The organism is Bacillus cereus group sp. MYBK108-1 (assembly GCF_051917185.1).
Lineage (GTDB): Bacteria > Bacillota > Bacilli > Bacillales > Bacillaceae_G > Bacillus_A > Bacillus_A cereus.
This window is the reverse complement of sequence record NZ_JBQAHZ010000025.1, coordinates 1-21,065: the sequence shown is the minus strand read 5'-3', so window position 1 is coordinate 21,065 and position 21,065 is coordinate 1. Positions and strand designations below refer to the sequence as shown.

Genomic DNA, 21,065 nt, shown 5'->3' with positions numbered 1-21,065 from the left:
AAGCTGGCATTTGCCAGCTTTTTTTTATGGTCTTGGAGTATAAGTTGCTTGTTGACTAGGTAAATACGTAATTTCTTCTGGAAATTCTACGTAATCTAAGTAGATCATTAATAGTAAATAGCGTTTTCCTGATTGCGGTTCACTAATAACGATATGGTCACGGCCGGCTGCTTCAATAATACCTGTATAAGATTGTGTACCAAGGGAACTGCCACGTTCATAAGTCATTACAACTGTAGCTTGCTTACCTTTGTTTAAACGAAGGATATTTTCAATATAGGATTGCTCTAGAGGTAACATGCCTTGAGAAATTGCATATTGAGCTTGCGCAGCTTGAGCTGTTTGTTGTTGCATTGCTTGCTGTTGTTGTTGAGTCATTTGTTGTGGTTGGACATAAGTTCCAGATGGTTGATAAAAACCTGTTCCATAGTACGGATTTTGTTGCTGTGCCATTCAAAAATCCCTCCTCATTTTCATCTCTTAATATACGCTAGGACAGTCTTCACCAGATGGTTGGAAGAAGCAGTGCTTTTTGAAGCGACCAGAGTTTTGTTGGTTATACCAAGTTGGTGGACAAGGACCTTCAGGTCTAAAGAACCATAAGGCAAAGTTAGCGGGCCAAAAACGTTGTCCTTGAATAGTTCGCCTTGCTAAGGCGATATCTTGTTCACGGGCTCTTTGATAAAAATATCCTTTTTGTGTTGCCTCAAAACCACCAGGATTTTGATACACCATTTGACGTAAATTACGAATACTTTTAAAGTCTAAACAATTTCCGCGGACACGATTTACCCCAACGTTTCCGACCATTAACATTCCTTGTTGCCCTTCTCCTTCGGCTTCAGCACGCATCAGTCTAGCTAACAACTTTACATCTGCTTCGTTATAAGCAATAACACCCATTATGTGTCACCTCTCTTTTTGTAATACCTTTTGGAAAGAGGTTTATTTCTAGATGAAGTGTGGAACAATTACTAGTTCATACGTATGAGAAAAAGGACTCAGATATGACAACCAAACGAAGTTTTACATTGAGAGAGGAAAATAAAAAAAGCTAGCGTGAGCTAGCTTTTTTATTAAAAAACTTTAGACCATAAGTTTGAGAAGAAATCTCCAATAGAGCGCATTGTTAAAACAAACCAATTTGCTTTTTCAACTTCTTCTGTCGTTTTTGCAGTAACTTTCATACTTTTACTACCGTCTAAGAAACCATATTTATCAGTTGATTCTAAAGTAATTGAGCCTACTTTGGTATCTTTCTTAATAGGAGCAACTAAATGTCCATCTTCAGAAAGAGATTTATCTAATTCAGTTCCAATTTTATAAGGCTCTTTGCTACCTTTTTTCGCAATTACTGTTATTTCTTTTTCGGGTGCAACAGTTACTTGGTCTTCTTTCCCTTTTACTACAGAGATTGTATTGTTTTTATTAACTTTTAGTTTTTGTTTTTCAAAGTTATTAAATCCATATTCGATTAATTCACGAGATTCCGTGAAACGTTCATCCATTGATTTTGTTTTAATAATAACCGAGATAAGACGTACATCACCACGTTTAGCAGTAATGGTAAATCCGTATCCAGCTGTATCAGAACTTCCGGTTTTTAAACCATCAGTACCTTCATAAGCGAAAGCAGCTCCTGGTAACATCCAATTCCAGTTTTCCATACGAATTGGTTTTGGGTGATTGTCTGGGAAGTTTCTAAATCTTTGTTTTGTATCCTCTAGCATTTCTGGATACTTTGTAATCATTGCTTTTGAAAGCATACCCATATCACGAGCTGACATAGAGTTTTCTGCATTTGGATCAGTACCCTCAGGATGTTTTCCTTTTAAGTCAGCGTTATTTAAGCCAGTAGCGTTTACAAATTTATATTTCTTTAATCCTAGCTTTTTAGCATGTTCATTTGCAAGATTTAAGAAGTTTTTCTCACTTCCTGCAAGAAGTTCTGCTAAAGCAATACTAGATCCATTTGCAGAGAATATAACAATAGAATGATATAATTCTTTTACAGTATATTGACGTCCTTTTTCGAACGGTACATTAGAGAATTCATTATTACGAGAGACTTCATAAGCGTAATCAGAAATATTTACTTTCGTATCCCATGTGATTTTTCCTTCTTTAATTGCTTCTAAAACAGCGTAAACAACAATTAATTTTGACATACTAGCAATAGCTAGCAATTCATCTGGATTTTGCTCGTGAAGTATTTTTCCTGTATCTGCATCAAATAAAAGTGCAGCAGCCGCCTCAATATGTATTTTTTCTTCCGCATGGGATGTTGTTACTCCTAAGGAAGAAATTGACAATACAAGCAATAGTAAAATAGACAAGATTTTTTTCATATAGATTATCACCTTCGCATCGTTATTTAGCATATAGCTCGTATCATTTTAGCATATCTTTACATATAAAAAGGTTACAATTTTACAAGAAATTTGAAAAAATGTTGGTTTTTCTTCAAAAGTGCAGAAAAAAGGAGATTTTTGAGGATAAATATAGAGAAGAATAAAAAAAGGAACGAATTTCGTTCCTTTTCACCATTTATATGTGTAAAAATTTCTCTACTTTTTCGTCTGGTAAAATGTTTCCAACGAAGAATGTTCCAAATTCACCATAACGAGCACTTACTTCATCGAAGCGCATTTCGTATATAAGTTTCTTAAATTGAAGAACATCGTCAGCGAATAATGTTACGCCCCATTCGAAATCGTCGAATCCAACAGATCCTGAAATCACTTGGCGTACTTTACCTGCGTATTGACGACCAATTTTACTATGGCTGTACATCATTTTTTTACGTTCTTCCATAGGAAGCATGTACCAGTTGTCATCACCTTGGCGACGCTTATCCATTGGATAGAAGCAAATATGATTTGCTTTCGGTAATTCAGGATATAAACGAGCTAAAATTTGCGGGTTTTGGTATGGATCCTCATCAGCTGGAAGGTAGTTGCTTAATTCAACAACAGATACGTAAGAATATGCAGGAACCATATATTCAGCTAAAGTTGTTTTATTCAATTCTGTCTCAATTTCATTTAACTCTTCCATTGTTGGACGTAAAATCATAAGCATAATATCAGCTTTTTGGCCAACAACTGTATACATTGCGTGACTACCTTTTTTCGCAGTAGCTACTTCGTTCCATTTTTCAACGACATTTAAAAATTCAGACACTGCTTGTCCGCGTTCGTCGCTAGATAATGTTTTCCATGCAGCCCAATCAATAGAACGTAAATCATGTAAACAATACCAGCCATCTAACGTTGTTGTTGCTTCACTCATTCTATTCACCTCAGTTAATGATAGTTTTACACGTTAACTATAGCATATATAGTTTTAAAATCATCTATATAAAACCTTGGCGCATAAAATTGTCACATTTAAGTGTTTAAGCAAGGTGAATTTAACGGCTGAATTTTATGAAAATATAATCATTTTTATTTTATCTATTTTTTGGGAGCTATAAGTTTAAAATATAGAAGAAAAGCAGTATTCTTAAAGATAGAGTTTTTTTAACATATGTAGGAGGGTTTATTCGTGAGCAACTTATTTACAACAGTAAAAGAAAAAGTTCAAGGAAAAGGCATTTCTATCGTACTTCCTGAAGGAACTGATGAAAGAATTTTAGGCGCTGCAGAGCGTTTAGCAAAAGAAGAGTTAGTAAAACCAATCTTAGTTGGTAATAAGGAAGAAATTAGCGCAAAAGCTGCTAGCATGAATTTAACATTAGCAGGCGTTGATATTTACGACCCAGCTACATACGAAGAAATGGATGCAATGGTAGCATCTTTCGTTGAACGCCGTAAAGGTAAAGCAACTGAAGAAGACGCTCGCAAAATCCTTAAAGACGAAAACTACTTCGGTACAATGCTTGTATACATGGGCAAAGCACACGGTTTAGTAAGTGGTGCAGCTCACTCTACAGCTGATACAGTTCGTCCAGCACTTCAAATTATTAAAACAAAACCAGGCGTTACAAAAACTTCTGGCGTATTCATCATGGTACGTGAAGAAGAGAAATATGTATTCGCTGATTGCGCAATTAACATTGCACCAAACAGCCAAGATTTAGCTGAAATCGGTATCGAAAGTGCGAAAACTGCTGAGTTATTCGGCATTGATCCACGCGTTGCTATGTTAAGCTTCTCTACAAAAGGTTCTGCGAAATCTCCAGAAACAGAAAAAGTTGTAGAAGCAACTCGCATTGCAAAAGAAATGGCTCCTGAGTTAACTTTAGATGGAGAATTCCAATTCGATGCTGCATTCGTACCATCTGTAGCTGAGAAAAAAGCTCCAGGTTCTACAATTAAAGGTGATGCTAACGTATTCGTATTCCCAAGCTTAGAAGCTGGTAATATCGGCTACAAAATCGCTCAACGTTTAGGTAACTTCGAAGCAGTAGGACCAATCTTACAAGGCTTAAACATGCCTGTAAATGATCTGTCTCGTGGATGTAACGAAGAAGAAGTGTACAAGTTAGCTTTAATTACAGCAGCTCAAGCACTTTAATTCTATAATGAATTGAAATAAAGACCGTCGCTATTATAGCGACGGTCTTTATTTTTCTAAGCCAAGTGCTTTATTATTACGATCAATAATGCGTTGTAAATTCGTCTCATATAAAGGAATCTCATCTATTGTTAATTGAGATGGTGTTAACTTTGGAGCGAATTGCTGCAATGTTTTTAAAAGACGCATCATTAAATCTTGTACTGTAATGGTTTCGCCAAGTAATTCTGAGAGTGAGGCCATCGTACTTGGTACAATTTCAGGGTACGTAAAGCGTGTTTCTTCTCCTTGAATTGCTAGGTTGTAGAAATCACGAACGAGTGCGGCACGCTCAGAGCCACTTCCGGTAGCACAGAGATAAATTTGGACAGCGACACCGCCGCGAATACGACGTTGTGAAATACCAGCGAATTTTTGATCGCGAATACTTAAGTCATAACTACCAGGACAGTAAGAGCCAACAATTTCTTTTGCCTCGATAGTAACGTTGTAATCCTTTAACATCTCCTTAATTAAATGCCACATCGTATCGTATCCAAGATCAATATCGATACCTTTTTCTGTTTCTTGGAATAAAAGTGATACGTTTAAAACACCTTCATCAAGCACGACTGCAAGCCCGCCAGAATTACGAACAATAACATTGAAGTTGTGTTGTTTTAAAAAAGAAATACCTTCTTCTAAATGCGGAAGGCGTGAATCTTGAATGCCAAGGACAATTGTATTGTGATGAACCCAAGAACGCATTGTTGCGGCTGACTTGCCATTTCCAATGCTTGTGCATAATGTGTCATCCATTGCGAATGACTGAAGTGCATGGAATGTTGGTCCTAAACTAGACTGATCTACAATGCGCCACTCTGGCTGAGATAAAATGGAACGGGAATTGCTCATATAACTAACCCCTTATCTTTAAAATGACAATCTCTATTATAGCAAAAAATGAAGAATGGAGTTTTCTCACATATAAAGGGGGAGCTTAAAGGTGAAAGAATAAAAAGGATGCATTACATGCATCCTTTTTATTCTGCAATTTTTTCTAAATTACCGTTTCGGTCCATTCGGAAAGATGTTTGAGAACGTTCTTCGTCATCCATGACTGCCAATTTACGAGCACGGTTCATAATGTTCATAAGTGTTTCGTAATCTTCTTGTACAGTATGAGATTGCTTTTCTAATTTTTCTAGTTTCTTTTCTAGTTCCTCATTCCGAAGGATTTGTGCTTTAATTTCTTGTTTCAATCTCGTATTCTCGTTTTCAAGAGCTGTCACTTTTATATTTGAAGATCCGACTGTTTGTAAAAAATAAATAACATCTTGCATTGTCATAGAGCTTCTTGCAGCAGGAGCAGTAGATTCTTGATATGGAATAGCTTCTTTATATTGTACGATTGATTCTTCTTGTACTAATTCTTCATAATCAGTTATCGAATCTGAAGCTGGTGGTGTATAAAGTAAACGTTTTTTCGCTTGTTCACCGCTTGCAGCACGCATTTTATCTTTACGATGTTTTTTTGCTAGTTGAAGAGCTTGTTCATAGCTATAGCGAACAACAGCATTCCAGCGGAAACCACAAGCAGCAGATGTACGATTTAACTGATCCCCTACTTCCTCAAATGCATTTAATTGCGTACTTCCTTCTCTAACATGACGAAGTACCGTTTCAGCAAGTAATAAATCATCCTCATCTGTCCAAGCATCTTGTCTTACTTTCATAGATTCAACTCCCTTTCTTTTTATGAACTTCCTATTTTTATAATGGGCAAAAAAATAAACTTTTATACAAAGCTTTTAAAAATATGGTAGATTTCGATGAAAGGTAAAAATTTTCCCATGAATGGTGAGCGCTTCTGTAGGAGAGCATATAAATATGTATCATTATGTAGAGAATAGGCTTTGTAGGGAAACTTGCAACGAGCTTCAAAGAGCGGTAAAATACCATTTAGTGTTTATTTTTAAATGTACTTGAGAAAAGTTTAAAATAGAGGAAGTGTTATGTAATGGGAAACGAGTTTCGCGTGTGCGATGACTGTCAGGCAACGAACATTAAAACGTTAGTTCCGAAGTTAAAAAAAGTAGATTCATGTGCAACGATTGAAGTTGGATGTCAGTCTTACTGTGGTCCTGGTCGTAAAAAATCATTCGCATTTGTAAATAACCGTCCAGTTGCGGCTCCAACAGAAGATGAGTTAATCGTGAAAATTGAAGCAAAGTTAAATAAGTAAGAAAAAGAAGAGTGAAAAGATTACTCTTCTTTTTTTATGCCCATAAGAGGAATGATTTATTCTGCGAAAGTACTCTTGTGTGGACGAACATTTTCTAAAGGATGAACATAACTTTTGTATTAAAATACCAATTTGTATAAATTTATATTTCAAAATAATGGTTGACAGTCTTTTAAAGCGATAGGTAGAATAGAAGTGTCTGATTCTGAGAATCATTATCAGGGAAATAACAATTCACCTAATTTTTTTATTACTATTTGAGAATAAATTTCATTTCAATAAATATATGTTTTTGGTTAGGATGGTTGAGGGATGGAAGCGAGCGCAAGCAGTATAGAACAGCAAGAAGAGAATGTTAAAGAGATTAAGAGCAGACCGCTCATCGCTTCTATTATTTTAGTAGCGGGTACAATTTTGTTAGCTTTAAGCATGGCAGTTTCTATTTCTTTTGGGGCTGCAGATATTAGTTTAAAGACTGTATGGCAAGCTGTATTTCAGTTTGATGGATCTATTACACATCATAACGTAATTCAAGAGCTTCGCATGCCTAGAGCAATAGGGGGCGTAGTTGCAGGTGCCTTTTTAGCGGTATCAGGAGCAATTATGCAAGGTATGACGCGAAATCCACTTGCTTCACCATCGTTAATGGGGATTACAGATGGAGCTGTATTTGGAATTGCAATTATGTATGCATTTTTCCCTAATTCACCTTATTTAATGTTTGTTATCGCATCTTTTATTGGAGCTGCGTTTGGTGCAAGCATTGTATATGGAATTGGATCTTCTTCACCAGGTGGATTAACACCTGTGAAATTAGCTTTAGCAGGTGCAGCTATTAGTGCTTTATTAGGAGCAATTTCATCTGGAATCGCATTGTATTTCAATCTTGCCCAAGAGGTGAGTATGTGGAATGCAGGCGGAGTCGCTGGAGTGAAATGGCAAAGTATTAATATGTTAGTGCCAATTGGCCTTATTTGTCTTTTTATCGCAATTATGATGTCGAGATATATTACAATTTTGAGCTTCGGTGAAGAAATTGCGATTGGACTTGGTCAAAATACGACATTGATTAAATTTATCGGAACAGTACTTGTTCTTGTTTTAACGGGTTCCGCAGTTTCCATGGCAGGATCAGTTGGATTTGTTGGTCTTGTAATTCCGCATATGACTCGTTTCCTCGTAGGCTCGGACTATAGATGGGTTATTCCATGTTCTGCGGTCTTAGGTGGGCTGTTAATTGAATGTGCAGATATGTTATCTCGCGTTATTAACCCGCCATTTGAAACGCCAATTGGAGCAATTACAGCGCTAATTGGGGTTCCATTCTTCCTCTACTTAGCACGTAATGAAGGGAGAGGAAAGATGTGAGGACGAGTGTCTTAACAAAAAAGAACATTTCTATATTAACGATTTTAGTAGGACTAATCGTTTCTATATTTCTTATTAGTTTAAATACAGGAACTTTTAAAATCCCGCCAATGGACGTATTAAAGTCATTGGTTGGACTAGGGGCTGAAGATCAGTCTGTTATTTTATTTGAATTCCGTATGCCGCGTATGGTAATTGCTATACTAGTCGGATCTGCTTTAGCTATGTCAGGCGCGATTTTGCAAGGTTTATCACGAAATCCGCTTGCTGATCCAGGTATTATAGGTATTAATGCTGGAGCGGGATTAACAGTTGTTATATTCGTCTACTTCTTCTTCGGGAAAGTAGGGACTGGTACATTTTTATCTGTATTCATTCTCCCATTCTTCGCACTAGTTGGAGCGATATTAGCAGCGGTAATTATTTATTTACTAGCATGGAAAGACGGCGTTTCATCGACTCGATTAATACTAGTCGGTATTGCCGTTGCAGCTGGATTTGGAGCTGTTAGTTTAATTTTCTCTATGAAGATGACATCTAACGATTTTCGTTTTGCTACGATTTGGCTGGCGGGAAGTCTATGGGGTACAGATTGGAAATTCGTATTAAGTGTACTTCCATGGATGGTTATTTTCTTACCGCTTGCTATAAGTAAAGCACACATATTAAATGTAATGAACCTAGGCGATTCTACAGCAGTTGGCCTTGGTGTAAACGTAGAAAAAGAAAGGCGTAAATTATTATTTATTGCAGTTTGTTTAGCAGGGGCATCTGTTGCTGTTGCCGGCGGAATTGGCTTTATCGGTTTAATGGCCCCGCATTTAGCAAGGCGCCTTGTTGGTGGTAAACATCAAATTATGTTGCCCACAGCTGCGCTAATAGGAACGTTTTTACTTTTATTCGCAGACGTAATTTCAAGAAGTGTACTAACAACTTCAGAAATACCAGTCGGTCTTGTTATTTCTGTAATTGGTGCACCGTATTTTATTTATTTACTTATGAGGACAAAATAAAGGGAGGCTTTTCGTATGGCAACTTTAGCGGTGGATGCGGTATCGGTTGGCTATAATGAAGGTTTAATTATTGATGGATTAACAGTTGAAATTCCGGAAGGGAAAATTACAACAATTATTGGACCAAATGGTTGTGGGAAGTCCACATTATTAAAAACGGCGTCTCGTATTTTGAAGGCAAAGCAAGGTACTGTTTATCTTGACGGAAAAGCAATTGAGAAACAGCCAACGAAAGAAATTGCAAAGAAAATGGCGATTTTACCACAAACTGCAGAAGTGCCAACGGGTCTTACTGTATTTGAGCTTGTGTCATATGGAAGATTCCCTCATCAAAAAGGGTTTGGCACGTTGAAAGAAGAGGATTATCGCTACATTAACTGGGCACTTGAAGTGACAGGAATGAAAGAATTTGCGAATCGTCCAGCAGAAGCGCTATCAGGCGGTCAACGTCAACGTGTTTGGATTGCAATGGCTCTTGCACAAGGAACAGAATTACTTGTATTGGATGAACCAACGACGTACTTAGATATGGCTCATCAATTAGAAGTATTAAACTTATTGAAAAAGTTAAATGAAGAAGAAGGTAGAACGATTGTTATGGTTATCCATGACTTAAATCACGCTTCTCGTTTCTCCGATCATATGATTGCATTAAAAGCAGGTAAGTTAATGAAACAAGGAACGCCAGATGAAGTTATGACAAGTGAAACACTTCGTAACGTATTTGAGATTGAAGCTCAAATCGTTCCATGTCCAGTAAACTGTAAGCCAATTTGTTTAACATATGATTTAGCGATGATTAGTAATCAATTGCGTAAAAAAGCATAAGTAGAACCCCCTCGTGAAGAGGGGGACTTCTAATGGACGTTGAGCTTCTTATATAAGAATGGGAAGTTGAACGCCCGTTAGAATGGGTTATTAACAACAATTAATAAATATATATTAATTAATTGTTATCTTTGTTTCTTATAGTTCGTTGTAACTTATAAGATAAATACAGCTAGAAGGAGTGGGAACATGAAGAATTTTAAAATGGCACTATTAGCAATGGTACTAGTTGTGACTTCTGTACTATTTGCAGCTTGTTCTAACAAAGAAGAAGAAAAGAAAGCAGATGCAAAGACTGAAGAGCGCACTGTAAAACATGCAAAAGGGGAAATTAAAATTCCTGCAAACCCAAAGAAAATTGCTGACCTTAGTGGTTCAACAGAAGAATTATTAATTTTCGGTATGAAACCGGTTATTACTGCTAATACATCTCAAGAAAAAATTGATGCACATATTGAAAAGAAACTAAAAGACGTTAAACCAGTTGGTTCTGCTTGGGGCGATAAAATTAACATCGAAGCAGTAGCTGCTGCAAAACCAGATTTAATTCTTGTAAATAATCGTCAAGAAAAGATTTATGATCAATTATCTAAAATTGCACCAACAGTTATGTTAAACACTCCATTAGATCAATGGCGTCCAAAATTTGAAGAAGTAGGTCAAATCTTCGGTAAAGAAAAAGAAACAAAAGAATGGTTCAAAAAGTATGATGAAAAAGCAAGCAAATTACATGACAAAATCGTCGCTAAAACTGGTGAAGCAACATTTATGAAAATGGCTGCATATCCAAATGCTTTCCGCGTATACGGTGACTACGGTTACGGTAGCGTAATCTTTAATGATTTAAAACTACCAGCAGTTAAAGGTACACCAACTGATAAACCGTTAGTACAAGTACAAAAAGAAGCTTTAATCGATTACAACCCAGATTACTTATTCGTGTTTACAACTGGTGACGGTTCTCAGCGCTTGAAAGAATTCCAAGAAGAATCAATTTGGAAAAACATGAACGCTGTTAAAAACAACCACGTATTTACAATTAAAAATGAAGACTTAAACAAAGGTTACTTCCCACTTGGGAAAGATATGATCTTAGACGAAGTTGCTGAATTCGTTTTAGGTAAATAATGTATAAAGGAAATCACTTTTACTTCGGTAAAGGTGATTTTTTCTTTTTATAAAGGGAATTAATACAGTCTTTCATTTCTTTCTGTTTCTCATTTCGTTTATAATATAAAGTAAGAATGTAGTAAAGAAAGGGGGATGTCGGAAAGTGGTATATTTAAACGACAAACTCAGCGAAACAAAAGTGTTTAAAGACCCAGTACATAAATATGTGCACGTGCGTGATCGTGTTATTTGGGATTTAATCGGAACGAAAGAATTTCAACGCTTGCGCCGTATTAAGCAGCTTGGAACGACATTTTTTACATTTCACGGTGCAGAGCATAGTCGCTTTACTCATTCGTTAGGTGTATACGAAATTATTCGTCGTATGATTGATGATGTGTTTGATGGCAGACCAAATTGGAATGCTGAAGATAGATTGTTATGTTTATGTGCGGCATTACTTCATGATGTCGGCCACGGCCCATTTTCTCACTCGTTTGAAAAAGTATTTTCATTAGATCATGAGAAATTTACGCAAAAGATTATCGTTGGCGATACGGAGATTAATGATGTATTAAGTCGTGTTGATAAGGAGTTTCCACAAAAGGTAGCAGATGTAATTGCAAAAACGTCTACTAATAAATTAGCGATTAGTATGATTTCGAGTCAAATTGATGCGGATCGTATGGATTATTTATTAAGAGATGCTTATTTTACAGGCGTAAAGTACGGAAACTTCGATATGGAACGTATACTGCGTGTAATGCGTCCGTATGGGAATCAAGTAGTCATTAAAAATAGTGGTATGCATGCTGTTGAGCATTACATTATGAGTCGTTATCAAATGTATTGGCAAGTATATTTCCACCCGGTAACGCGAAGTGCAGAAGTTATTTTAACGAAGATTTTACACCGTGCGAAATCACTGCACGAGAAGTATTATACATTTAAAAATCATCCTGTTCATTTCTATTCTTTATTTGAAGAAGAAGTAACAGTAGAGGATTATTTAAAGTTAGACGAGAACGTTATGTATTACTACTTCCAAGTATGGCAGGAAGAAGAAGATCCAATTTTAAGCGATTTATGCCGCCGTTTTATGAATCGAAATCTATTTAAATATGTAGAGTTTACAGATAAACACGGTTTAGATAATTGGATGGAATTAAGTAGTTTATTTAAAAAGATTGGACTTGATCCGGAGTATTATTTAGTAGTTGATTCAACATCAGACTTACCGTATGACTTTTATCGTGCAGGAGAAGAAGAAGAGCGTCTACCAATCCTACTTCTTATGCCAAACGGAGAGCTTAGAGAGCTTTCACGTGAGTCGGATATTGTTGAGGCGATTACAGGTAAGAAAAGAACGGATCAAAAGCTATTCTATCCACATGATTTAATCTATGAAGATGGAAGAAAAGGAAAATATAAAGAGAGAATTATTGAGTTGTTAGAAGGAAAGAAATAAGAAGCAGCTAATGGCTGCTTCTTATGAAAAAACTTGAAATTATTTGTCGCTTAAGCGTTTTCCGCCAACTGCATAATGGTTTTTAGACATTTCTTCGATGAAAACAACGATGTTTTCTTCAGGAGCACCAGTTGTTTCGCTTACTGCTGCTGTTACTTTCTCAGCAAGAGCTTTCTTTTGTTCTTCTGTGCGTCCTTCTAGCATTTTCACTGTTACGTATGGCATGTACAATCGCTCCTTTTATGTAAGTTACACTCTTATTATAGCGGATTATGGGGAAGAACAATCGAAAAAACAAATAATTTCTTTTTTTGACATATGGAAGAGGAGATGAAGTATGGATCAGTTATTTAGATATCCATTGCACGAAATTCCGTTAGTAGCAATGGCAATTATTATTGCACTATCCGTTCATGAATTTGCACATGCATATGTTGCATATAAATTTGGGGACGATACAGCAAAGAGACAAGGGCGTTTAACGTTATCACCGATGGCCCATTTAGACCCTATCGGTTTGATTGCAGTATTAATTCTTGGATTCGGTTGGGCAAGACCAGTTCCTGTTAATCCATATAACTTTAAAAGACCGCGTCTGGCAGGTATATTAGTTTCAATTGCAGGGCCGATTAGTAACTTAATTTTAAGTGCAATTGGTTTAATTATTTGGTATAGCTTATTAAAATTTGGTGTATTATACTCAATTCCATCTGCAGTGGCAGATACGTTAGCTCAATTTTTCCAGATTTTTATTATGCTGAATATCGTTTTACTTGTATTTAACTTATTACCGATCCCGCCACTTGATGGGTATCGCGTAGTGGAAGATTTAGCGCCAGCAAATATTCGCGCAAAAATGACACAGTATGAAAAATACGGGGCAATTGCGTTATTAATTCTCGTTATTACACCGCTTAGTAATTACACAATTCAACCTATTTTCCAGGTAGTTATTCCGCATGTATTTGTATTTTTAGACAGCATCATTGCGCCTATTTTTGGCCTTTTATAATTTTTAAGTGAGGAGGATTTTACATATGACAGAGAAAAAGAAAAAAATCGGTTTTAATATCGTGAAAAATGATTCAACAGATGGACATGGTGGATTTGGTGTTGGAGCATTAAGCTTAGAAAACATTTCACCTGTATTTGTTGATGTACTAGAGAAGACTGCATTCGTTGATATCGGTGCGATGCATGCGCGTAGTACAGTAGAAAAAGGTATTAAGTTTTTAACAAATAAAGATGAAGTTCCAAATGGAAAACCATTTTGGCTTGTTTGGGTAACAATTGAAAGAACTGCGACAGGTGCGTATTACGCAGGTGTAACAGCTTGTGAAATGACAGTTGACCGTGAGATTCGCCGCGGATATAAATCACTTCCAGAACACGTAAATAAAATGGATAAATCATTGAAGCGTCACATTATGGTTGACCATATGGATGAATCATCTAAAAAGGTACTTGGTACGTTCTTGAAAGAACATAATGAAGCGATTTGGAACGAATCTAGTGAAGAATTGCGCCGTGCATTATTAAGTGAATAAAAAATAGCTGACGGATGCCCGTCAGCTATTTTTTTTACCAAGGAAGATATTTTTTCCACCAATTTGTTTTTTTCTTTTCTTCAGTTGTTTTTTCAAATTCTTCTTTATCATCGACGTGATCCATACAATATTCAGTCGGTTCGGTACCTTTAGCGAAATACATTTTCACAGAAATAGGACAATTTTTTGTAGCAATTTTACCGTTCTCTGGATTGATATTAACCGCTACGACGTCACTTGGTTGTTTAAATTCTTTTTTAGGCTGTCCATCTAAGCCCTTCTCCATCGTATCAGTCCATATTTTCTTCGCATACCCCTGTTCTGCTACGTTTGAAATAGATTTAGGTTGATCATATCCGACCCATACACCTGTTACGATTTGCGGAGTAAATCCGATCATCCAACTATCCGTTTCAGTAGAACCAGATTTGCCGGCATATGTTCTTGATAATTTTGATAACATCGATTGGCCAGTTACAGCAGCATAGCTGCTTAGTTTCTTATTAAACATACCAGTCATCATTTCTTCCATTACAAACGCTTTGCTCTTGTCGAGAACTTGTTTACTCTCTAAATGAGCATCGTATAATATATTTCCTTCATGATCCATAATGCGGCGAATGAAAGTAGGTTTTACTTCTTTTCCACCGTTTGCGAACATGCTATAAGCGTTAACCATTTCAATTGGTTTTACTGGTGATGTACCGAGAGCTAGAGAAGGCACATCTTTTAATGCACTTTTAATTCCAAATTGTTTCGCTGTTTTTGCTAGCGTGTCATCTCCTAAAAACAAATTCGTTTTCACAGCATAAATGTTATCAGAGACTGCGAGAGCTTGTGCCATCGTTACGAAATCATCTGCATAATAATCTTTATAGTTCTTCGGTTTATACTTTGAAACGCCGTCACCTAGGGTGAATACAGTATATTCGCTTTTTAAGCGCGTAGCAGGCGTGAATCCTCGTTCTAATGCCGCATAATATAGAAATGGCTTAAATGTAGAACCAGGCTGACGAACGGCTTGTGTAGCCCTGTTAAATTGACTCATATTATAATCAGTTCCACCAACAAGAGCAGCCACTTCACCTGTCGTTGGATTCATAGAGACGAGAGCAGTTTGTATGTTTGTTGTGTCAGGTATATGATCTTTTACAGCTTGTTCTGCTACAGCTTGTAGTTTAGGGTCTAGCGTTGTATAAATTCGTAAGCCACCTCGTTGTAAAGCTTGTTCGTCTAATCCAACATCACGAAGAAGCGAAGCTTGTACAGCATCTTGGAAATATGGTGCGACCTCTGCTACTTTTTTCGTATCTAATGAGGCAAAAGTTAGTGTCTCTTTCTTCGCTAAGGTTGCTTGTTGCTTCGTAATATATCCTTGCTTCACCATTTCATCTAATATGAGAGCTTGTCGTCCTTTAGCGCGATCCTCTTTCAAAAAGGGAGAATAGACACTTGGCCCTTTCGGGATACCTGCCAGCATACTAGCTTCTGCTAATGTTAACTCTTTTGCCGTTTTATCGAAATATAGACGGGACGCAGCTTCGATGCCATAAGCGCCATGTCCGTAATAAATTGTATTTAAATATCCTTCTAAAATATGATTTTTATTATAGTTTACTTCAAGGCGGATAGTGTACATTGCCTCTAATAATTTTCGTTTCCACGTTTTATCATGATCTAAATACAGATTACGCGCGTATTGTTGTGTAATTGTACTAGCTCCTTGTACCTTTGCCATCGCTTTTAAATCAGCAACAATTGCACCTGCAATCCGTTTCACATCGAAGCCGTGATGTTTATAAAATCTTTGATCTTCAATAGAAAGGGTCGCTTCTTTTACATAAGGTGAAATTTCATTAAGAGAGACATTGTAACGTTTTTGAATTTCGTTACTTTGTCCAATAACAGTATCATCGTTTGCGTAAAAGACGCTTGTTTGCGGGACCGCAACAGGAGGAGGTCCCATAATTTTTGCAACTATAATAATAACAAAAAAAGAAAAAACGAAGAAAAGGACGCACGAAAACATTGCGGTGAAGAAAAGACGTTTATATTTTTTAAGTTTTGGATTCATAGTTTGATCCATCTTTTTTCAGCCCCTCATTAATACAAGCGTTATTGTATTAGTATTGAGGGTTTTCGTTTATTTTAAACAATGAAATTTCGAAAATAAAAAGCTCCTTCCATTAAGAAAGGAGCTCAAAGGCACGTGCTGGCCAATCGGTAATGATGACATCTACACCATAATCAATCATAGTTTGTAAATCTTTGTATTCGTTAATTGTATATGGACGGAAAACATATCCTTGCTCTTGTGCTAACTGCACAAATTCTTTCGTTAATAACTGGAAGTTTGGATGTAATCCACTTGCTTCTCTATGTTTTGCTTCGGAAATTGGATCAGTAAGTGGTGTATCATATAAAATTGCTCTTGGGATTTCAGGAGCAATTTCTGCTAATAATGAAACAGAGTCATGGTTAAATGATGAAAATACAATTTGATTAGAAAGATGATATTCACGCACAAGTGCAACAGCTTTTTCCTCAATATTTGGGTAATGAATAACATCTGTCTTTAATTCAATATTTAGTTGTAAGTTCGTTGTGGAAAGCCAAATGAAAACCTCACGCAACGTTGGGATTTTTGCTTCATGGAAAGAAGGGTCTTTATAGCTACCAGCGTCCAATAATTGTAGTTCCTCTACCGTTTTTTCAGAAACAAGTCCAACGCCATTTGTTGTACGATCGACGGTTTCATCGTGAATTACGACAAGTTCACCATCTTTTGATAAGTGGACATCGAGTTCAATTCCGTGAGCACCAATGCGTTCTGCTTCTTGGAAGGCAATCATCGTATTTTCGGGATGTGTTCCTTTTACTCCGCGGTGAGCGAAAATAAGTGGTTTACTCATGTGAAATTCTCCTTATTATCTCTTTTCTTTTATTATGAAACTGCTTTAGGGAAAATACAATTGAATATGACAAACATTTACAAAAGTCTAACAGTTGCAGAAAAGTTAACGTTAACGTAAAATGTAATAATCAAGTGAAGGGAGGAATAAACATGTATAAAATTGATGAAGTAACAAAGCAAGTCGGTTTAACAAAACGTACACTTCGTTATTATGAGGAAATTGGTTTAATTCATCCCCCAGAACGTAGTGAGGGAAATATCCGTCTGTATACGGATGAGGATATTGCCAGAATTAAAAGAATTGTAGAAGCGAAAGAAGTGCTAGGAATCACACTTCAAGAAATGCAGCATTTCTTATCACTAAAAGAAAGAATGGAGCAAAGAAGAAATAGCGAAAATCCTCGTGATCGTGAAGTGATTCAAGAAATTAAAGATATGCTTGAAAAACAAGTGCAAACGTTAGACGAAAAAATGGAGCAAATGCAACGTGTAAAGGCAGAACTAGAAGATAGTTTACATCGTGCAGTAACATTTTTAGAGAGCACAAAAGGAGAGTAATCAAAATGGAGAGCAAACAAAAACTAGGGAGATTGATTACAGTGGTGGCTACCTTCCTTGCCTTTTCGGGTATAGGAGTAGTCGACCCAATTTTGCCGATTATTGCAGAGAAAATTGGTGCATCGCATTGGCAAGTTGAAATGTTATTTACCGCTTATATTTTAACGATGGCAATTATGATGTTACCAGCTGGTATATTTGCATCGAGATTTGGTGATAAACGGATGATGACAATCGGTCTTGCGATTGTGACTGTATTTGCGTTTATATGTGGTATGTCACAAACGATTGCTCAATTATCTCTTTTCCGCGCTGGATGGGGATTAGGGAATGCGATGTTCTTCGCGACGGCGATGACTTTATTGATTGCATTAAGTAAAGAAGTTCATGAAGCAGTAGGATTATACGAAGCAGCTATCGGCTTAGGTATGGCTGGCGGACCGTTATTAGGCGGGATATTAGGTGGTCATTCTTGGCGTTATCCGTTTTTCGCGACGAGTATTTTAATTTTCTTAGCATTTATTTTAGTATTCTTTTTTGTAAAAGAACCAGAACGAAAAGTGAAGCGTAAGGCTGCTGGCGTAGGGGAATTACTTAACCTGGTGAAGTATAAACCATTTATGCAAGGTGCCATTTCAGGGATGCTATACTACTACGGATTTTTTGTCGTGTTAGCATATTCACCACTTATTATGCATTTATCAGCTATTCAATTAGGCTTTGTATTTTGCGGATGGGGACTCGCGTTAGCTTACGGTTCTGCAATTTTAGCACATAAGCTAGAAGGGAAATATGAACCAAAAACATTATTGAAGGGTAGTTTACTCGTATTTGCGATTTTCTTAATTGCACTATTCTTTGTGAAAATTATGTGGTTACAAATTACTCTTATCGTTTTATCAGGATTGGCGTCTGGCTTAAACAATGCATTATACACAAGTTATGTAATGGATATTTCACCTTATGAAAGATCTGTTACGTCAGGTGTTTATAACTTTGTTCGTTGGTTAGGTGGTGCGATTGCTCCGATTTTATCAGGAATTATCGGTCATACTGTTTCACCACAAAGTCCGTTTTTAGTAGGTGGAATTGTGGTGTTAGTTGGTTGTATTATGATCCTAATTCCAATTCGTAAACCAGTAGAAATAGAGACAAAAGCCCTTTCTTAAGAAAGGGTTTTCTTTCCTTTTACGGTGCAAACCCTTTCCGCACATATGTTAGAACCCTCTGACTAAAATATATTTTCGGTATTTTTGTACTTTTAACTATACATTTTGGATGTTTTGTTTTATTTTTGTTAGGGGACATTAATGATGTCCCTATTATAAATTTGCATTGAAAGGCGTGATTGTACGATGGAACTATGGTTCACTGAAAAACAAACAAAACATTTTGGGATTACGGCGCGTATTAACCGCACATTACATACGGAGCAAACAGAATTCCAAAAACTTGATATGGTTGAAACGGAAGAGTTCGGAAACATGCTTATTTTAGATGGCATGGTTATGACAACAGAAAAGGACGAGTTCGTTTATCACGAAATGGTAGCGCACGTACCTTTATTTACACATCCAAACCCTGAAAACGTATTAGTTGTTGGTGGCGGTGATGGTGGTGTTATTCGTGAAGTGTTAAAACACCCAAGTGTAAAGAAAGCAACTCTTGTTGAAATCGATGGAAAAGTAATTGAGTACTCTAAACAATACTTACCATCAATTGCAGGCGCATTAGATAATGAGCGTGTAGAAGTAAAAGTAGGAGACGGTTTCCTACATATCGCAGAAAGCGAAAATGAATACGATGTAATTATGGTAGATTCTACTGAGCCAGTAGGACCAGCAGTAAACCTATTTACAAAAGGCTTCTACGCTGGAATTTCAAAAGCGTTAAAAGAAGATGGTATTTTCGTTGCACAAACGGACAACCCTTGGTTCACACCAGAGTTAATTACAACTGTGTTTAAAGACGTAAAAGAGATCTTCCCAATCACTCGTTTATACACAGCAAACATTCCAACTTACCCAAGTGGTCTTTGGACGTTCACAATTGGATCTAAAAAACATGATCCATTAGAAGTAAGTGAAGAGCGTTTCCACGAAATCGAAACGAAATACTACACAAAAGAATTACACAATGCAGCATTCGCATTACCGAAATTTGTTGGCGATTTAATTAAGTAAGAGAATTGTATCAAACAAATAAAGTGTAAGTAGCTCATTTAAGGTGTTTGTCCAGAAGACTTGAACATGCTAGCTACTTACACTTCTGTAGAGAAAATCGTCTTCTTGTTGTTAAAAAGAAGACCCGGTAAATCGAGAAAGAGGAGCAATTCGCTCCAAATTTGAGAAATAGTGAAAGGTTGGGATACCTTAAGTTCCACATAAGGAGGAAAAGAATATGCGTTTTGATGAAGCTTATTCAGGTAAAGTATTTATTAAAAGTCATCCAAGTTTTGAAGAGTCAAAGGTAGTTATTTATGGGATGCCTATGGATTGGACAGTAAGTTACCGTCCGGGATCTCGTTTTGGCCCTGCACGTATTCGTGAAGTATCAATCGGTCTTGAAGAATATAGCCCGTATTTAGATCGTGAACTAGAAGAGGTAAAATATTTTGATGCGGGTGATATCCCATTACCATTCGGAAACGCACAACGCAGCTTAGACATGATTGAAGAGTATGTATCAAAACTTTTAGATGCCGATAAGTTTCCACTAGGTCTCGGCGGTGAGCACTTAGTGTCTTGGCCAATTTTTAAGGCAATGGCAAAAAAATATCCGGATTTAGCAATCATCCACATGGATGCTCATACTGATTTACGTGAATCGTATGAAGGGGAGCCTTTATCCCACTCTACACCAATTCGTAAAGTGTGTGATTTAATTGGTCCGGAAAACGTATATTCTTTCGGAATTCGTTCTGGAATGAAGGAAGAATTTGAATGGGCGAAAGAAGTAGGTATGAACTTATACAAATTTGACGTATTAGAACCGTTAAAAGAAGTATTACCGAAACTTGCTGGCCGCCCAGTCTATGTCACAATCGACATTGATGTATTAGACCCAGCTCACGCTCCAGGAACAGGAACGTTAGAAGCTGGCGGTATCACATCTAAAGAATTATTAGATTCCATCGTAGCAATTGCAAATTCAAATATAAATGTAGTTGGAGCAGACTTGGTAGAAGTAGCTCCAGTCTACGACCATAGTGATCAAACACCAGTCGCAGCAAGCAAATTCGTGCGGGAAATGCTGCTCGGTTGGGTGAAATAAAAGTGAAGCCGACTGTTTAGGCCCGGTGGCTAAGGTTCTTTCCTGCAAAAGGCGCTTTTTGCCTCGAAGGAAGAAGCGAAGCCACCGATCATTCTAGCCACTGCAGCTAGATAAAATAAAAGCCCTCTATATGTGAAGTGAACCCGAATAGTGGTACATGAAAAAAACACCTCCTGAATTCGCATACTAAGTATGCAAATTTAATGGAGGTGTTTTTCGTTTGAAGACAAGAGTTCATTACCCA

Annotated in this window: 22 protein-coding genes; 13 read left to right on the top strand and 9 right to left on the bottom strand. The window is 36.9% G+C overall.

What is annotated here, in order from left to right; all coding sequences use genetic code 11:
• Positions 1–24: 24 nt before the first annotated feature.
• The 4 genes from gerQ to hemQ all read right to left on the bottom strand — a co-directional run bounded on the left by gerQ (position 25) and on the right by hemQ (position 3,291).
• A complete protein-coding gene (gene gerQ, locus ACTFSL_RS25090) occupies positions 25–453 on the bottom strand; it encodes a spore coat protein GerQ (protein ID WP_000068652.1) in 429 nt (142 codons plus the stop codon).
• A gap of 27 nt (positions 454–480) precedes the next feature.
• Entirely contained in the window at positions 481–903 is a 423-nt protein-coding gene (gene cwlJ, locus ACTFSL_RS25085) for a cell wall hydrolase CwlJ (protein ID WP_000538155.1), read from the bottom strand.
• A gap of 173 nt (positions 904–1,076) precedes the next feature.
• Positions 1,077–2,348, bottom strand: a complete 1,272-nt coding sequence (locus ACTFSL_RS25080; RefSeq protein ID WP_000722870.1) for a serine hydrolase — start codon at positions 2,346–2,348, stop codon at positions 1,077–1,079.
• Between the two features lie 199 nt (positions 2,349–2,547).
• On the bottom strand, positions 2,548–3,291 hold the full coding sequence (gene hemQ / locus ACTFSL_RS25075; RefSeq protein WP_001287595.1) for a hydrogen peroxide-dependent heme synthase: 744 nt from the start codon (positions 3,289–3,291) through the stop codon (positions 2,548–2,550).
• Positions 3,292–3,546: 255 nt separating this feature from the next.
• On the opposite strand from hemQ, the gene pta reads away from it, so the two are divergent.
• Entirely contained in the window at positions 3,547–4,518 is a 972-nt protein-coding gene (pta, locus tag ACTFSL_RS25070; protein ID WP_000067215.1) for a phosphate acetyltransferase, read from the top strand.
• 48 nt (positions 4,519–4,566) lie between these two features.
• Here the strand turns inward: pta and ACTFSL_RS25065 are convergent, their stop codons facing one another.
• Positions 4,567–5,412, bottom strand: coding sequence for a lipoate--protein ligase family protein (locus ACTFSL_RS25065; RefSeq protein WP_000071944.1), 846 nt, complete (start codon positions 5,410–5,412; stop codon positions 4,567–4,569).
• Between the two features lie 128 nt (positions 5,413–5,540).
• Positions 5,541–6,233 carry an RsfA family transcriptional regulator gene (locus tag ACTFSL_RS25060; protein WP_000868358.1) on the bottom strand — a complete coding sequence of 231 codons (693 nt, stop codon included), beginning with the start codon at positions 6,231–6,233 and terminating at the stop codon, positions 5,541–5,543.
• A gap of 284 nt (positions 6,234–6,517) precedes the next feature.
• Between ACTFSL_RS25060 and ACTFSL_RS25055 the strand changes: the two genes are divergently transcribed.
• From ACTFSL_RS25055 to ACTFSL_RS25030, 6 genes are all read left to right on the top strand, one after another.
• Complete coding sequence (locus ACTFSL_RS25055) at positions 6,518–6,742, top strand: DUF1450 domain-containing protein (RefSeq protein ID WP_000526071.1); 225 nt, start codon at positions 6,518–6,520, stop codon at positions 6,740–6,742.
• A gap of 312 nt (positions 6,743–7,054) precedes the next feature.
• Positions 7,055–8,110 carry a FecCD family ABC transporter permease gene (locus ACTFSL_RS25050; protein ID WP_000388293.1) on the top strand — a complete coding sequence of 352 codons (1,056 nt, stop codon included), beginning with the start codon at positions 7,055–7,057 and terminating at the stop codon, positions 8,108–8,110.
• Entirely contained in the window at positions 8,107–9,123 is a 1,017-nt protein-coding gene (locus ACTFSL_RS25045; RefSeq protein WP_001260757.1) for a FecCD family ABC transporter permease, read from the top strand. Before ACTFSL_RS25050 ends, ACTFSL_RS25045 begins: the two co-directional genes overlap by 4 nt.
• 15 nt (positions 9,124–9,138) lie before the next feature.
• Complete coding sequence (locus ACTFSL_RS25040) at positions 9,139–9,951, top strand: ABC transporter ATP-binding protein (protein ID WP_000212068.1); 813 nt, start codon at positions 9,139–9,141, stop codon at positions 9,949–9,951.
• Between the two features lie 189 nt (positions 9,952–10,140).
• Entirely contained in the window at positions 10,141–11,079 is a 939-nt protein-coding gene (locus ACTFSL_RS25035) for an ABC transporter substrate-binding protein (protein ID WP_000787724.1), read from the top strand.
• Positions 11,080–11,224: 145 nt separating this feature from the next.
• Positions 11,225–12,529 carry an HD domain-containing protein gene (locus ACTFSL_RS25030; protein WP_000262730.1) on the top strand — a complete coding sequence of 435 codons (1,305 nt, stop codon included), beginning with the start codon at positions 11,225–11,227 and terminating at the stop codon, positions 12,527–12,529.
• A 39-nt stretch (positions 12,530–12,568) separates the two neighbouring features.
• Here ACTFSL_RS25030 and ACTFSL_RS25025 read toward each other — a convergent pair whose 3' ends face one another.
• Positions 12,569–12,754, bottom strand: a complete 186-nt coding sequence (locus ACTFSL_RS25025; protein ID WP_001147171.1) for a 2-hydroxymuconate tautomerase — start codon at positions 12,752–12,754, stop codon at positions 12,569–12,571.
• 112 nt (positions 12,755–12,866) lie between these two features.
• On the opposite strand from ACTFSL_RS25025, the gene ACTFSL_RS25020 reads away from it, so the two are divergent.
• Complete coding sequence (locus tag ACTFSL_RS25020) at positions 12,867–13,541, top strand: site-2 protease family protein (protein WP_000372445.1); 675 nt, start codon at positions 12,867–12,869, stop codon at positions 13,539–13,541.
• A gap of 25 nt (positions 13,542–13,566) precedes the next feature.
• The gene (locus tag ACTFSL_RS25015; protein ID WP_000136678.1) at positions 13,567–14,076 is read left to right on the top strand and encodes a YwhD family protein; all 510 of its coding nucleotides are present in this window, start codon (positions 13,567–13,569) and stop codon (positions 14,074–14,076) included.
• Positions 14,077–14,110: 34 nt separating this feature from the next.
• Here the strand turns inward: ACTFSL_RS25015 and ACTFSL_RS25010 are convergent, their stop codons facing one another.
• Positions 14,111–16,162 carry a transglycosylase domain-containing protein gene (locus ACTFSL_RS25010; RefSeq protein ID WP_440042578.1) on the bottom strand — a complete coding sequence of 684 codons (2,052 nt, stop codon included), beginning with the start codon at positions 16,160–16,162 and terminating at the stop codon, positions 14,111–14,113.
• A 100-nt stretch (positions 16,163–16,262) separates the two neighbouring features.
• Positions 16,263–16,988: a glycerophosphodiester phosphodiesterase gene (locus ACTFSL_RS25005; RefSeq protein ID WP_000042779.1), complete on the bottom strand. Its 726-nt coding sequence runs from the start codon at positions 16,986–16,988 to the stop codon at positions 16,263–16,265.
• A 152-nt stretch (positions 16,989–17,140) separates the two neighbouring features.
• On the opposite strand from ACTFSL_RS25005, the gene ACTFSL_RS25000 reads away from it, so the two are divergent.
• The 4 genes from ACTFSL_RS25000 to speB all read left to right on the top strand — a co-directional run bounded on the left by ACTFSL_RS25000 (position 17,141) and on the right by speB (position 20,821).
• Positions 17,141–17,548, top strand: coding sequence for a MerR family transcriptional regulator (locus tag ACTFSL_RS25000; protein WP_000276560.1), 408 nt, complete (start codon positions 17,141–17,143; stop codon positions 17,546–17,548).
• 5 nt (positions 17,549–17,553) lie between these two features.
• The gene (locus tag ACTFSL_RS24995) at positions 17,554–18,717 is read left to right on the top strand and encodes an MFS transporter (protein WP_000444228.1); all 1,164 of its coding nucleotides are present in this window, start codon (positions 17,554–17,556) and stop codon (positions 18,715–18,717) included.
• A gap of 186 nt (positions 18,718–18,903) precedes the next feature.
• Entirely contained in the window at positions 18,904–19,731 is an 828-nt protein-coding gene (gene speE, locus ACTFSL_RS24990; RefSeq protein ID WP_000424696.1) for a polyamine aminopropyltransferase, read from the top strand.
• A gap of 217 nt (positions 19,732–19,948) precedes the next feature.
• Entirely contained in the window at positions 19,949–20,821 is an 873-nt protein-coding gene (speB, locus tag ACTFSL_RS24985; protein WP_001209831.1) for an agmatinase, read from the top strand.
• Positions 20,822–21,065: the final 244 nt, after the last annotated feature.